The organism is Variovorax sp. KK3 (assembly GCF_001984055.1).
Classification (GTDB): Bacteria; Pseudomonadota; Gammaproteobacteria; order Burkholderiales; family Burkholderiaceae_C; genus Variovorax.
On the sequence record NZ_LYVO01000001.1, the window covers coordinates 64,089 to 78,549 of the forward strand.

Annotated in this window: 13 protein-coding genes; 8 read left to right on the forward strand and 5 right to left on the reverse strand. The window is 65.2% G+C overall.

Annotation, left to right across the window (positions count from 1 at the left end):
• The first annotated feature begins 245 nt into the window (after window positions 1-245).
• Together xseA and B0W80_RS00335 are read left to right on the forward strand one after the other, a co-directional pair.
• Window positions 246-1,559: an exodeoxyribonuclease VII large subunit gene (gene xseA, locus B0W80_RS00330; protein ID WP_076997242.1), complete on the forward strand. Its 1,314-nt coding sequence runs from the start codon at window positions 246-248 to the stop codon at window positions 1,557-1,559.
• Window positions 1,560-1,607: 48 nt separating this feature from the next.
• Window positions 1,608-2,189 carry a superoxide dismutase gene (locus B0W80_RS00335; protein ID WP_076997103.1) on the forward strand — a complete coding sequence of 194 codons (582 nt, stop codon included), beginning with the start codon at window positions 1,608-1,610 and terminating at the stop codon, window positions 2,187-2,189.
• 69 nt (window positions 2,190-2,258) lie between these two features.
• Here B0W80_RS00335 and B0W80_RS00340 read toward each other — a convergent pair whose 3' ends face one another.
• Both B0W80_RS00340 and B0W80_RS00345 read right to left on the reverse strand, forming a co-directional pair.
• Window positions 2,259-2,708, reverse strand: a complete 450-nt coding sequence (locus tag B0W80_RS00340) for a DUF192 domain-containing protein (RefSeq protein ID WP_076997104.1) — start codon at window positions 2,706-2,708, stop codon at window positions 2,259-2,261.
• Window positions 2,709-2,800: 92 nt separating this feature from the next.
• On the reverse strand, window positions 2,801-3,118 hold the full coding sequence (locus B0W80_RS00345; protein ID WP_076997105.1) for a hypothetical protein: 318 nt from the start codon (window positions 3,116-3,118) through the stop codon (window positions 2,801-2,803).
• 194 nt (window positions 3,119-3,312) lie between these two features.
• Between B0W80_RS00345 and icd the strand changes: the two genes are divergently transcribed.
• The 6 genes from icd to B0W80_RS00375 all read left to right on the forward strand — a co-directional run bounded on the left by icd (window position 3,313) and on the right by B0W80_RS00375 (window position 10,961).
• Complete coding sequence (icd, locus tag B0W80_RS00350; protein WP_076997106.1) at window positions 3,313-4,572, forward strand: NADP-dependent isocitrate dehydrogenase; 1,260 nt, start codon at window positions 3,313-3,315, stop codon at window positions 4,570-4,572.
• Between the two features lie 226 nt (window positions 4,573-4,798).
• Window positions 4,799-5,158: an ATP-dependent Clp protease adapter ClpS gene (gene clpS, locus B0W80_RS00355; RefSeq protein WP_076997243.1), complete on the forward strand. Its 360-nt coding sequence runs from the start codon at window positions 4,799-4,801 to the stop codon at window positions 5,156-5,158.
• Window positions 5,159-5,213: 55 nt separating this feature from the next.
• Window positions 5,214-7,532, forward strand: a complete 2,319-nt coding sequence (gene clpA / locus B0W80_RS00360) for an ATP-dependent Clp protease ATP-binding subunit ClpA (protein WP_076997107.1) — start codon at window positions 5,214-5,216, stop codon at window positions 7,530-7,532.
• Window positions 7,533-7,611: 79 nt separating this feature from the next.
• Window positions 7,612-9,069 (forward strand): cardiolipin synthase, encoded by a 1,458-nt coding sequence (cls, locus tag B0W80_RS00365; protein ID WP_076997108.1) that lies wholly within the window; start codon window positions 7,612-7,614, stop codon window positions 9,067-9,069.
• Window positions 9,070-9,180: 111 nt separating this feature from the next.
• Window positions 9,181-10,623, forward strand: coding sequence for an exodeoxyribonuclease I (gene sbcB, locus B0W80_RS00370; protein ID WP_076997244.1), 1,443 nt, complete (start codon window positions 9,181-9,183; stop codon window positions 10,621-10,623).
• Between the two features lie 41 nt (window positions 10,624-10,664).
• Window positions 10,665-10,961, forward strand: coding sequence for a putative quinol monooxygenase (locus B0W80_RS00375; RefSeq protein WP_076997109.1), 297 nt, complete (start codon window positions 10,665-10,667; stop codon window positions 10,959-10,961).
• Between the two features lie 115 nt (window positions 10,962-11,076).
• Here B0W80_RS00375 and msrA read toward each other — a convergent pair whose 3' ends face one another.
• The 3 genes from msrA to msrB are packed head-to-tail and all read right to left on the reverse strand — an operon-like array spanning window position 11,077 to window position 14,252.
• Complete coding sequence (msrA, locus tag B0W80_RS00380) at window positions 11,077-11,820, reverse strand: peptide-methionine (S)-S-oxide reductase MsrA (RefSeq protein WP_076997110.1); 744 nt, start codon at window positions 11,818-11,820, stop codon at window positions 11,077-11,079.
• Window positions 11,821-11,874: 54 nt separating this feature from the next.
• Entirely contained in the window at window positions 11,875-13,716 is a 1,842-nt protein-coding gene (locus B0W80_RS00385) for a cytochrome c biogenesis protein DipZ (protein ID WP_076997111.1), read from the reverse strand.
• Between the two features lie 35 nt (window positions 13,717-13,751).
• A complete protein-coding gene (gene msrB / locus B0W80_RS00390; protein WP_076997112.1) occupies window positions 13,752-14,252 on the reverse strand; it encodes a peptide-methionine (R)-S-oxide reductase MsrB in 501 nt (166 codons plus the stop codon).
• Between the last annotated feature and the right edge of the window lie 209 nt (window positions 14,253-14,461).

Here is a 14,461-nt window from a genome sequence, read left to right on the forward strand (position 1 = left end):
TTGTATTCGCCTGTCGGATACGACGCACAGATTCTGTGGATAACTTTGTGGCTAACCATCGGGGCAACTCCGCTGAAGCCCCATTCCACGGGCCTCGCCTTGGAACGATCGAATTTTGAGCAGCACTTTCTTCAATCAAATCAACGGCTTGCACGTGGACTCGGGCCTGCTGTGTTGGGGCAGGTGCCATCCGTGGCAAGGCACCCTCCGTTGTGGACGACTCGTACCTCGCACACCGCCTTCCGATGAGCGGATTTGACACTGCGCGGGTTGCGGGCCCTCGCGTCTGGGCCGTCGGTGCGCTGTGCCGCGCGGTCGCAGATGCGCTCGAATCGCGCTTCAATCCTGTGGCCGTGCGCGGCGAAATCAGCGGCTTCTCGCGCGCCGCCAGCGGGCATTGCTACTTCGCTTTGAAGGACGAGTCGGGCCAGTTGCGCTGTGCGATGTTCAGGCGCGCTGCCGGCCTGCTCGACTTCGCACCGCGCGACGGAGATCAGGTCGAGGTTCGCGGACGCTTGGCGGTGTACGAACCACGCGGCGACCTGCAATTGGTGGTCGAAAGCCTGAGCCGGGCCGGGCAGGGTGCGCTGTTCGAGCAGTTCATGCAGCGCAAGGCGCGCCTGGAGGCCGAAGGGCTTTTCGATCCCGCCCGCAAGCGCGCGCTGCCAGCCGCGCCGCGCTCCATCGGGCTCGTCACGTCGCTGGGAGCGGCGGCGCTGCATGACGTGGTCACCGCGTTGCGCAGGCGCGTGCCGCATGTTTCCGTCGTGCTGGCGCCGGCGGCGGTGCAGGGCGCCGGTGCGCCGGCCGAACTGGTGCGCTCGCTGCAGGCGCTTTATGCCCTGCAACCGCCCGTCGAGGCGATCCTGCTGGTGCGTGGCGGCGGCTCGATCGAAGACCTCTGGGCCTTCAATGACGAAAGCCTGGCACGAGCCATCGTCCAGAGCCCGGTGCCCGTGATCAGCGGCGTCGGTCACGAGACCGACTTCACCATTGCAGACTTCTGCGCCGACCTGCGGGCACCGACGCCCACTGCGGCCGCCGAACTGGTGGCGGCGCCGCGTGAGCTCTGGCTCGGCGCGCTGGACCTGTTGGCGGATCGCTTGCGCGGAGGCGTGGCGGGACGCCTCGATGCCTTGCATCAACGCGTCGACGATGCGGCCACTCGCCTGGCGCGCCCCTCGACGCTGGTGCTGCGGCAGCAACTTCGGCTGGCACAGTACGCGCAGCGCTTGCGCCACGGCGCTGCGTCGCGCATCCAGAGCCTGACTCAACGGCAGCAACGCCTCGAACCCGAGTTGCCGGTCCGCTTCATCCGAGGCTTGCAGCAACGTAAAGAGCGATTGGAACGCGCGGCGCTGCGCTTGCAATTGCTGGACCCGGCGCTCGTGCTCGAGCGCGGCTATGCCTGGTTGACGGGCCCGGACGGCAAGGCCATCACGAGCACCACCCAGATGAGCGTCGGCGACGTCGTGCAGGCAAGGCTGGCCGACGGCACGGTGGACATGACCGTCGACCGGACGGCCGCGACGCGACTGCGTCCGACGCGAGGGCAATGAATCCTTTCTAGAATGCTTCGTCCCCACAACCAACCTGCGAGAAAAGACATGGAACACGTCCTCCCACCCCTTCCGTACGCGCTGGATGCACTGGCACCCGAGTACTCCAAGGAAACGCTGGAGTACCACTACGGCAAGCATCACAACGCCTACGTGGTGAACCTGAACAACCTGCAGAAGGGCACCGAGTTCGAGAACATGGAACTCGAGGACATCGTCAAGAAGTCCAGCGGCGGCATCTACAACAACGCCGCGCAGATCTGGAACCACACCTTCTTCTGGAATTGCATGAAGCCCGCCGGCGGCGGCGAACCCAGCGGCGCGCTGGCCAAGGCGATCGAGGCCAAGTGGGGCAGCTACGCAGCCTTCAAGGAAGCCTTCGTGAAGTCCGCAGTGGGCAACTTCGGTTCGGGCTGGACCTGGCTGGTCAAGAAGGCCGACGGCTCGGTCGACATCGTGAACATGGGCGCGGCCGGTACGCCGCTGACCACGGCCGACAAGCCCGTCCTGACGGTGGATGTTTGGGAACACGCCTACTACATCGACTACCGCAACCTGCGCCCCAAGTTCGTCGAGACCTTCCTCGGGAAACTGGTCAACTGGGACTTCGCCCAGAAGAACTTCGGCTGAACGCGTCGCACGCATGAAAAAAGCCGACCCATACGGGTCGGCTTTTTTACATGCGCAATGTCGGGGGCATCAGCGCTTGGCGACGAAAGGCGTGCCGCCGAGCTTGGTGCCCTTCTTGATGTTCTTCTGCGCGAACCAGCCTTGGTTCATCTCCAGCACGTAGCGCACCGGTTCTTCCGAGCAATGAGAGTCGTCGGTCATCGGCTTCATGTCGGCCAGATTGACGATGCGCCCGTCATCGGCCACGAAGGCTGCAGTCAATGGCAACAAAGTGTTGCGCATCCAAAAGCACTGGGTGGCCGGCTGCTCGAAGACGAAGATCATGCCCTCGGTCTGCGGCATCTCTTTACGGAACATGAGGCCGATCTGGCGCTGCTCGGGCGTCTGCGCCACCTGCGCATCGATCTGGTACATGCCCGCCGTCAATTTGACCCGCTGCAATTGGGTTTGGGGTTGCTGGGCATGGGCACCAGCGCATATGGCAAGGAATGCGAACAGGACGACAAAACGCTGAAACATGAAGACGGCTTTCCGGATGCGGACGACAGATAGGAGATTGCCGAAAAAAAAGCGTTCCGAGGAACGCTTTCTTTTTTGTGGGACGACCCGGCTTACTGGGGCGTGCCGCCTTGCATCGGCACCGGCTTCTTGCCACCGCCCTTGGCAGGACGACGCGTGTCGCGCGAATCGCGGCGAGCCTGGGCTGCCTTGTCGGCGCCAGTCTTGGTCACGCCACCGCTGCCCTCGGCCACATTGGACTGGTCACCACCCGGAGCCTTCACCTGGCCGGCCGGACGAGCCGACTTGCGTGCTTCGGCGCGGTCGGCTGCCTTGCCCTGGGCCTGCGGATTGACTTCGGCAGGTTGGGTTTGAGCGAACGCGCCAGCGGCGAACAGGCCGGCAATCATCACTGCGAGAACTTTCTTCATTACGGATTCCTCTTGTGGAGATGGTTTGAAAATGCCTCCCGGCCAGCAGAAGGTCAGCCAACAACGAGGGCTTCGAGGCCACGGTTGACAGGACCCTCGGGCTCCTCCGGTTGCATCTAAAATTCTACGGCTATTCAGCCGGCTGGAAACATAGTGTCTTCCTGCCTACAAACCACCCCGGAGTTCCGCTTCTCATGTCCAGCTATAAGCACATCAAAGTTCCGACCGAAGGCCAGAAGATCACGGTCAACGCCGACAACTCATTGAATGTGCCGGACCAGCCCATCATTCCTTTCATCGAGGGTGACGGCACGGGCCTCGACATCACCCCGGTGATGATCAAGGTGGTGGATGCGGCCGTGGCCAAGAGCTACGGCGGCAAGAAGAAGATCCAGTGGATGGAGGTCTTCGCAGGCGAGAAGTCGACGAAGGTCTACGGCCCCGACGTCTGGCTGCCCGACGAAACCCTGCATGCCGTGCGCGAGTATGTGGTGTCGATCAAGGGCCCGTTGACCACCCCCGTGGGCGGCGGCATCCGATCGCTGAACGTGGCGCTGCGCCAGGAGCTCGACCTGTACGTTTGCCTGCGCCCCATTCAGTATTTCGAAGGCGTGCCCAGCCCGGTGAGGGAGCCGCAGAAGACCAACATGGTGATCTTCCGTGAGAACTCGGAGGACATCTACGCCGGCATTGAATTCGAGGCCGAAAGCGACAAGGCCAAGAAACTCATCAAATTCCTTCAAGACGAATTCGGCGTCAAGAAAATCCGCTTTCCCGACACCTCCGGCATCGGCATCAAGCCGGTTTCGCGCGAGGGCACCGAGCGCCTGGTGCGCAAGGCGATCCAGTACGCGATCGACAACGACAAGCCCAGCGTCACCCTGGTGCACAAGGGCAACATCATGAAGTTCACCGAGGGCGGATTCCGCGACTGGGGCTATGGCCTGGCCGCCCGCGAATTCGGCGCCGAACTCATCGACGGCGGGCCTTGGATGAGGCTCAAGAGCCCGAAATCCGGCAAAGAAATCACCATCAAAGATGCGATCGCCGATGCTTTCCTGCAACAGATCTTGCTGCGTCCGGCCGAGTACAGCGTCATCGCCACCCTCAATTTGAATGGAGACTATGTGTCCGATGCGTTGGCAGCCCAGGTCGGCGGCATCGGCATCGCCCCCGGCGCCAACCTGAGCGACACGGTCGCGATGTTCGAGGCGACCCACGGCACGGCGCCCAAGTACGCCGGCAAGGACTACGTCAACCCCGGCTCCGAAATCCTCTCGGCCGAGATGATGCTGCGTCACATGGGATGGACGGAGGCCGCCGATCTCATCATCGAATCGATGGAGAAGTCCATTGCCAGCAAGAAGGTGACCTACGACTTCGCACGCCTGATGGACGGCGCCACCCAGGTCAGCTGTTCCGGCTTCGGCCAGGTCATGATCGACAACATGTAAAGCGCATCCCGAAGCGACTTTCCATGTTCCTGTCGTCGACCCCGGTGCCGCGAGGCTCCGGGGTTTTTTTGGGACCGGAATGCTCTCGGCCGGAAACAGGGCATGCTGTTTGCATGAGCGCCGAACAGGGCCCGCGGCCGGCCGCCGTCTTGAATGTCACAAAGCTGCCACCAGTTCCTGCTTCTTGGCCGCTGCAAGCGGCAGTCGGCTCGATAAAATGAACTTCATGGCTACCAAAATCCCTTCGACCCCGCCTGCGCCTCCGGCTGTGAAGCCTGAGCGGGGCGATGGCGATGCGGTCGTGATCGAGCGGCGCCCGCAGAAGACGGCGCCGCCCCAGATGTATCAGGTGGTGATGCTCAATGACGATTACACGCCGATGGAATTCGTCATCGTGGTAATCCAGGAGTTCTTCAACAAGGACCGGGAAACCGCCACCCAGATCATGCTCAAGATCCATCTCGACGGTCGAGGCGTCTGCGGCGTTTATTCTCGCGACATGGCAGCCACCAAAGTCAATCAGGTGATGGAAGCCGCCCACCAGGCCGGCCATCCATTGCAGTGCGTCAGTGAACCGGTTGAATAAACCGCGCTCCAACCCATCTGAGAATTCATTTACAGCAAAGCCAAAAGGAAATCACATGATTGCCCAGGAACTGGAAGTCAGCTTGCACATGGCTTTTGTGGAAGCCAGGCAGCAACGCCATGAGTTCATCACGGTGGAGCATCTCTTGCTCGCTTTGCTCGACAACCCGAGCGCCGCCGAAGTTCTGCGCGCCTGCTCGGCCAACGTCGACGACCTGCGCGCGTCGCTCACCAACTTCATCAAGGACAACACGCCCCAGGTGGCAGGAACCGACGACGTGGACACCCAGCCCACGCTCGGCTTCCAACGCGTGATCCAGCGCGCCATCATGCACGTGCAGTCCACCGGCAACGGCAAGAAGGAAGTGACGGGCGCCAACGTGCTGGTCGCGATCTTCGGCGAGAAGGACTCGCATGCCGTCTACTACCTGCATCAGCAAGGCGTGACGCGCCTCGACGTGGTCAACTTCATCGCTCACGGCATCAAGAAGAGCGATCCGCCCGAAGCCGCCAAGAGCAGCGGTGAATCTGCCTCCGAAGGCGAAGAGGGCGGCGGCGAGAAGAACGAGAAGTCCTCCCCGCTCGAGCAGTTCACCCAGAATCTCAACCAGATGGCCAAGGACGGCAAGATCGATCCGCTGATCGGCCGCGAGTACGAGGTCGAGCGCGTGATCCAGATCCTGTGCCGCCGGCGCAAGAACAACCCGCTGCTGGTGGGCGAAGCCGGCGTCGGCAAGACGGCCATCGCTGAGGGCCTGGCCTGGCGCATCACCCAGGGCGACGTGCCTGAAATCCTGTCCGAGTCGCATGTCTACTCGCTCGACATGGGCGCGTTGCTGGCCGGCACCAAGTACCGCGGCGATTTCGAGCAGCGCCTGAAGGGCGTGCTCAAGTCCCTCAAGGACAAGCCGAACGCGATCCTCTTCATCGACGAGATCCACACGCTGATTGGTGCCGGCGCAGCTTCGGGCGGCACGCTCGATGCGTCCAACCTGCTCAAGCCGGCGCTGTCGAGCGGCCAGCTCAAGTGCATCGGCGCGACCACCTTCACCGAGTACCGCGGCATCTTCGAGAAGGACGCAGCGCTGTCGCGTCGCTTCCAGAAGGTCGACGTTGTCGAGCCGACCGTGCAGGAAACCGTCGACATCCTCAAGGGCCTGAAGTCGCGCTTCGAGGAGCACCATGGCGTCAAGTACGGCGTGGCGGCCTTGCAGGCCGCGGCCGAGCTGAGCGCCAAGTACATCAACGACCGGCACCTGCCCGACAAGGCCATCGACGTGATCGACGAGGCGGGCGCGGCCCAACGCATCCTGCCCGCGAGCAAGCGCAAGAAGACCATCAGCAAGACCGAGGTCGAGGAAATCGTCGCGAAGATCGCGCGCATTCCCCCGGCCAACGTGTCGAACGACGACCGCGGCAAGCTGCAGAACATCGAGCGCGACCTCAAGAGCGTGGTGTTCGGCCAGGACAAGGCGCTCGAGGTGCTGGCGTCGTCGGTCAAGATGGCGCGTTCGGGCCTCGGCCGCGACGACAAGCCGATCGGCTCGTTCCTGTTCAGCGGCCCCACCGGCGTCGGCAAGACCGAGGCGGCGAAGCAGCTGGCCTACATCATGGGCATCGAGCTGATCCGCTTCGACATGTCCGAGTACATGGAGCGCCATGCGGTCAGCCGCCTGATCGGCGCGCCTCCCGGCTACGTCGGTTTCGACCAGGGCGGCCTGTTGACCGAAGCGATCACGAAGAAGCCGCACGCGGTGCTCTTGCTCGACGAAATCGAAAAGGCGCACCCGGACATCTTCAACGTGCTGCTGCAGGTCATGGACCACGGCACGCTGACGGACAACAATGGGCGCAAGGCCGATTTCCGCAACGTGATCATCGTCATGACGACCAATGCGGGCGCCGAGACGATGAACAAGTCCACCATCGGCTTCACGAATCCGCGTCAGGCGGGTGATGAAATGGGCGACATCAAGCGCCTGTTCACGCCCGAGTTCCGCAACCGCCTCGATGCGATCGTGAGCTTCAAGTCGCTCGACGAGCAGATCATCCTGCGTGTTGTCGACAAGTTCCTGCTGCAGCTCGAAACGCAGCTGGCCGAGAAGAAGGTCGACGTCACCTTCACCGACACGCTGCGCAAGCATCTGGCGAAGAAGGGCTTCGATCCTCTGATGGGTGCACGTCCGATGCAGCGGCTGATCCAGGACACGATCCGCCGCGCCCTGGCCGACGAGCTGCTGTTCGGGCGCCTGCAGGAAGGCGGCCGCCTGACGGTGGACCTCGACGACAAGGAAGAAGTGCAGCTCGACATCCAGCCGCTGCCGAAGAAGGAAGGTCGCGCCAAGCCCGAGGCCGAAGAAGCCGCCACCGGCTGACCCACCGTCTTCGTTCGCGTCACGCAAGGCCGGTAGCATTCGTGCTGCCGGCCTTTTTCTTTGTCCACGACCTTCCCCCTTGACCCTCCCCGAACTCAGCCAGGAATGGAAGACCGGCCTCTCCCTCGCATGGAGCGGCTACATCGCGGTGCTGTCCGTCTGGATCGTCATGCAGAAGCGGGCGCCCGTGTCGACGATGAGCTGGATCCTGTCGCTGGCGCTGCTGCCGTTCGCGGGCTTCCTCATCTACTACTTTCTCGGTCCGCAACGGCTCAGGAAGCAGCGCCTCAAGCGGCTGCGCAGCCGCGCGATCGCACAGGCGCCGGCCGACGTCGCGAGCCTGCGCGAGGCCGCCGAGCGCGCACCGCCGGCGCTGCGGCAGATGGCGGCGCTCGGCACCGCCGCCTGCGGTTTGCCGGTGTCGAGCGCCACCGCTGCCGAACTGCTGTCCGGTGGCGCCCGCACCTTCGATGCCATCTTCGAGGCGATTCGCCAGGCGCGTGACCACGTTCACCTCGAGTACTACATCTTCGAGCCCGACCGAACGGGCACCGCGCTGCGCGACCTGCTGATCGAGCGTGCACGCGCCGGCGTTTCGGTGCGCCTGTTGCTCGACGCGCTCGGATCGAAGCGCATCGGGCGCCGATTCATGGCGCCGATGCTCGAAGCCGGCATCCAGGTCGCGCTCTTCCACGACACCCGCATCGGCCGCCGCCTGAGGCCGGTGACGAATTACCGCACCCACCGCAAGATCGTGGTCTGCGATGGCCGCGTCGGCTTCACCGGCGGCGTCAACATCACCGACGAGGAAGACCGCCGCATCCGCCCCGACGCCTACCACGATGCCCATCTGCGCATCGAGGGCAGCGCGGTCCGCTGGCTGCAGACCACCTTTCTCGAGGACTGGACCTACGCCACGGGCGAAGACCCGCGCCGCCTCAACGAGACGCTCGATGCCCTGCTGCCGCGGCTTCCGGCGCACGAGAGCGCTGGCGACATCCCCGTGCAGATCGTCACCAGCGGCCCCGACAGCGTGCTGGAGGCCATCCACCGCATGCACGTCGCCGCCATTCATTCGGCTTCACACCGCGCCTGGCTCACCACGCCGTACTTCGTGCCTGGCGAGCCCGCGCTGATGGCCTTGACCAGTGCAGCGCTGCGAGGCGTCGACGTGCGCCTTCTCGTGCCCCACCGCAGCGACTCGCTGGTCGTGAGCGCCGCGGCGCGCTCCTATTACGACGAGCTGATCGCCGCCGGCGTCAAGATCTGGGAATACAAGGCGCGCATGCTGCATTCCAAGACCCTGGTGGTCGACGACCTGTGCGCGATGATCGGCACCGCCAACTTCGACAACCGCAGCTTCCGGCTCAACTTCGAGGTGTGCGCCGTCATCTATGGCCCCGCGCTCGCCCGGCCGCTCGCGGCGCAGTTCGAAACCGACTTGCACAGCGCGTCGCCGGTACGGCACCAGCGGCGCCAACCATTCGTGCGCCGGCTCGGCGACTCGATCGCGCGCCTGTTCTCGCCTTTGCTCTAGCATCGGCGCGTGCGTTCGAATCAACGAACGAACGGACGCATGCACGCACGCACGAACGCACGCATGCATGCAGGCCCACAACACAAGAAGGATTCGGAGGAAAGCATCCTGATGACCCAGCAAACTTTTCTTTGGCACGACTACGAGACCTTCGGTGCCGTGCCGCGCCGCGACCGGCCCTCGCAGTTCGCCGCCATCCGCACCGACGCAGAGCTCAACGAAGTCGGCGAGCCGCTGATGATCTACTGCAAGCCCGCGCCGGACTACCTTCCGAGCCCGGAGGCCTGCCTCATCACCGGCATCACGCCGCAGCTGTGCCTCGAACGCGGCCTGCCCGAGCACGAGTTCGCCGCCAGGATCGAGACCGCCTTCTCTCAGCCCGGCACCATCGGCGTGGGCTACAACACCATCCGTTTCGACGACGAAGTGACGCGCTTCTTGTTCTGGCGCAACCTCATCGACCCCTACGCGCGCGAGTGGCAGAACGACTGCGGTCGCTGGGACCTGCTCGACGTGGTGCGCCTCTGCTATGCACTGCGCCCCGACGGCATCGAATGGCCGAAGAAGGAAGACGGCAGCCAGAGCTTCAAGCTCGAAGACCTCGCGCGTGCGAACGGTCTGCTGCACGAGGCTGCGCACGACGCGCTCTCGGACGTGCGCGCCACCATCGCGCTGGCTCGCCTGATCCGCACGCGCCAGCCCAAGCTCTTCGATTTCGCCTTCGCGCTGCACCGAAAGGACCGCGTAGCCAGCGAGCTCGGCCTGCCGGCCTCGCGCGAGACTTCCCGGCCCTTCCTGCACGTGTCCGGCATGTTCCCGGCCGAACGCGGCTGCCTGGCCGTCATGTGGCCGCTGGCGAGCCATCCGAGCAACAAGAACGAGCTGCTGGCGTGGGACCTCGCGCACGACCCCAGCGAGCTGCGCGACCTGGACGTCGCCACGATCCGGCAACGCCTCTTCACGCGCAGCGCCGACTTGCCGGAGGGCGTGCAGCGCCTGCCGCTCAAGGGTGTGCATCTGAACAAGTCGCCGATGGTGGTGGGCAACCTCAAGACGCTCGCGCCGGCCATGGCCGCGCGCTGGGGCATCGACCTCGACGCAGCCATGCGCCACGCGTCGCTGGCCGCTGCCTTGCCCGACATGAGTGCCATTTGGCCCCAGGTGTACGAGCGGCCGCGAGAGGAGACGCCGGACGTCGACGAGGATCTCTACGGCGGCTTCGTCGGCAATGGCGACCGCCGCCGGCTCATGCAACTTCGCGGGCTGTCGTCGACGGAGCTGGCCCACGCGCGCACCGGCTTCGACGACCCGCGTCTGGCCGAGCTGCTGTTTCGCTACCGTGCGCGCAACTTTCCCGAGACCCTCGATGCCGATGAGACGGAGCGCTGGGCTGCGCATCGCGTGGCCCGCCTGCTCGACGGCGAGAAGGGCGCGCGCAGCGTAGACCAGCTCTCCGCCGAGATCGATGCGCTGGCCGAAACCGCGGACGAGCGCAGCGAAGAAATCCTCGGCGCACTCTACGAATACGCAGAAGCCATCGTGCCGTCCGTTTGAAGCTGCCCGATAACCGCCTGCGAACCTTGCAAGGAGCCACCATGATCGTCGTGACCGGCGACATCGTCGCCAAACCCGACACCCTGGACCAGGTGCTCGCACTGAGCCTGGAGCACGTTCGCCGCTCACGCGCCGAGCCCGGCTGCATCTCGCATGCCGTGCATCGCGACGAGGAGAACGCGCTGCGCCTGGTCTTCGTCGAACAGTGGTCCGATCGCGCGGCCTTGCTTGCGCACTTCGCCGTGCCAGCCTCTCGCGCGTTCGCCAAAGCCCTCGGGGGACTCGCGGCCCAGGCGCCGACGCTGCAGATCTACGACGCGGAACCGGTCCAGCTCTGAGGGCAGCCGCTTCGAGGCGGGGTTGCGGCGTTCGCTGGCCGACTGCGAAATCGATCGCTCGTTCGATGGGCTGGTCGGCCCGGCTTGTCAGCGCCGCGAATGCGGCGCCAGCGCGTCAGCGTGACGCCTTGACCAGCACCGGATCTCCTCGGTAGCGGTCGGGGAAGATCCGTTTCAGGTTAGCCACCTTGGGCAGGTCGTTGATGACGATGTAGGGGTGGCGCGGGTTCTCGGTCAGAAAGTCCTGGTGGTAGGTCTCTGCCGGGAAGAAACTGGGCGAGGCCTCCAGGCGGGTGACGATCGGCTTGCCGAACAGGCGCGTGGCTTCGAGCTGCGCGACGTAGGCCTGTGCCACCTTCAGCTGCGCCTCGTTCGTCGCGAAGATGGCCGAGCGGTACTGCGTGCCCGTGTCCGGCCCCTGGCGATTCAACTGCGTCGGATCGTGCACGACGGAGAAAAATATCTGCAGCAGCGTGCCGTAGCTGACTTGCGCCGGGTCGTAGGTGATCTCGACGGATTCCGCGTGTCCCGTGCGGCCGCCGCTGACCAGGTCGTACGACGCGGTGGGTGCCGTGCCGCCGCTGTAGCCCGATACGGCACGCTGGACGCCTTTGACGTGCTGGAACACGCCTTGCACGCCCCAGAAGCAGCCACCCGCGAAGATGGCCTTCTGCGTGCCCTGGCCGCTCGGGGGCGGCATGTCCTGAGCCGGCGACGGGATGCGGACCGCCTCTTCCGCAGCCGAGCGCGCGGCGTTCTGCCACAGCAAGCCGCCTCCGACGAGGATCGATCCGCCCGCCAGTAGCTGGAGGACGCCGCGCCGGTGGAGCGGGCTCGAAGCGGTGGTGCGTGCATTCATGGCGTGCTGTCCTTGAAAGTGAAAGAGGGGCTGTCGTTCGTCGTTGCCGGATCATCATCCGAACGTGAAGGCGTATGCCGACACGTCCGGGTCCAGAAATTCGATGGTGAAGGTGCGTTCGCCGACGTCGCCCGGCTGTCGGAGCAACTGATACAGGCGTTGCTCGGTCACGGTGCCGCTGCCGTCCGCGGCGACGTCCATGCCGTGGGCGTCGCCTGGCGCGCCGCCGTCGACGCTGACCTTGAAGCGGACCGGCTTGCCGTCCGGCCCGGGGCCCAGTACCAGATGGAGGTCGCGCGCGTGGAATCGATAGGCGATGCGGCCGGACGGACCGGCCAGCGTGGCGCGCTCCGCATCCACGTTCCAGCGGCCGGCCAGCCCCCACGCGTTGAGCGACAGGCTCGCGGGCAGCGAGTAGGCCGCAGCCTTGTCATGCACGGCAGCGGGCTTCGACGCGAAGTTCTCGCCGCGCTCGTAGCCAAGGTAGGTCTCGGGCGAACGCACGGCGTCCATGTCGGCGGCGCGCTGCACGCCCTGGGCATCGACTTCGGTCAGCCCCTGTGCGACCCGCGTGGCCCCGGCCTCCTGCAGCAGTTGCTGGATCACGCGCTCCGACTCCGCGTAGTTGCCCTCGCCGAAGTGGTGATGGCGAACGTGCCCTTTCGCATCGATGAAGTAGTGCGCCGGCCAGTACTGGTTGTTGAAGGCGCGCCAGATCGCGTACTTGTTGTCCACCGCCACAGGGTAGGTGATTCCCAGATCCTTCATGGCCTTGGTGACATTGGACACGTCGCGCTCGAAGGCGAATTCCGGCGCATGCACGCCCACCACCACCAGCCCTTGGCCGCCGTACTTTTCGGCCCAGGCCTTCACGTAAGGCAGGGTGCGCAGGCAATTGATGCACGAATAGGTCCAGAAGTCGACCAGCACCACCTTGCCGCGCAGCTGCTGCATCGTCAGCGGGGCCGAGTTGAGCCATTGCGTCGCGCCATCCAACGAGGGTGCGGCGCCTTGATCGGGCAGGGGCGAGGCAGCTGCGCCGCCTGCCGGCGCCATGCGCATGGCGCTGCCGCCGGCCATCATCGACGGACCGGCGCCCTCCGATGGCGCCATGCCCGGCCCCTGCATCATCATCGTCTGGCTGCCGCGCATGGCCATCGCACCCTCTGCGGGCTTGTTGCCCAGGCGTTCGACGAGCTTCTGCTCGATGCCGCCGGTGGACGCCGTCGACAACTGCGCCAGGATGCCGGTGTCCAGGCCCAGCGCAATCGCGACCACGCCGGCCAGCATGGCCCCGCCGAGGCCGCGCCGCACCCATTCGCCTGCGCCCAGCGAACGCTTCAACGCGGTGAACACCTTGCCGCCGAGCAGCAGCGCGGCCGCCATCGACGTCGCGGCTCCGGCCGCATAGGCAACCAGCAGCAGCGTGGAGGTCGTGTTGGCGCCTTGCAGCGCCGCGCCGGTCAGGATCAGGCCCAGGATCGGGCCGGCGCAGGGCGCCCACAGCAGGCCCGCGGCCACGCCCAGCAGCAAAGAGGCGCCGATGCGCGGCTGTCCGTCTGCCTGCGCACTTTCAGACAGCCGCGCGCCGGCCGCCACCAGCGGGCGCGTCAGGCGCTCGGACAGGCCCGGCCAAAGCAGTGCCAATGCGAACAGCGCCACCAACACGAGGGCAACCCAACGTCCGTACTGGTTGGCCGCGACCACCCATCCTCCTCCGACGGCGGCGAGCGAGGCGACCACGGCGAAGGTCAGCGCCATGCCTAGCAGCAGCGGCAGGCCGCTTCGGGCGAAGGGCTGGCCGGCACGCGAGAACACGAAGGGCAGCACCGGCAGGATGCAGGGGCTGACGATGGTCAGCACGCCACCGAGATAGGCGAGGGCGATGAGCAGCATGGCGGGGCTCGGGTCAATGACTCAGGCTGTGCCGTTCAGGCAGCCTGCGCCGTGAACGTCAGCGAAAGACCGTTCATGCAATAGCGCAGCCCGGTGGGCGGTGGGCCGTCGTTGAAGACATGCCCCAGGTGTCCGCCGCAGCGCCGGCAATGCGCTTCGGTACGGACCATGCCGAAGGTCTTGTCGGTGCGCGTGGCGACGGCGTTGTCCAGCGGTTTCCAGAAGCTGGGCCAGCCGGTTCCGCTTTCGAACTTGGTCTTCGACGAGAACAGGGGCAGGGCGCAGCCTGCGCAGCCGAAGGTGCCGGCCCGGTGTTCGGTGTTGAGTGGGCTGCTGCCAGGCCGCTCGGTGCCTTCCTGGCGAAGCACGGCGAACTGCTGCGGCGTCAGCTTTGCACGCCATTGCGCTTCGGTGTAGCTGACTTCGAAGACTTCGTTCGCGGCGGCAGCCAGCGCCTGAAGGGGGAAGAGGCTGGCCGCCAGCGCGGCTCCGGCGGAGCCTGCACCGGCGAAAAGAAGGTGGCGTCTGGACGTCATGGCGTATCCCTTGGTCGAGCAGATTGGTTGACGGGGTATGGCGGGGGTATGGCTTGGCGGCTTGATGGGAGCTTAGGCACTGGCGCTCTCGAAGTCCTCACGCAAAGTTAAAAGATTCGTGATAACTCGCCCCGATGGATTGCGCACAATCTGAAACGGGACGCAAGGGCGTCACGCTGCAGCACCTGTTTCAATCCGATCCAAACCCG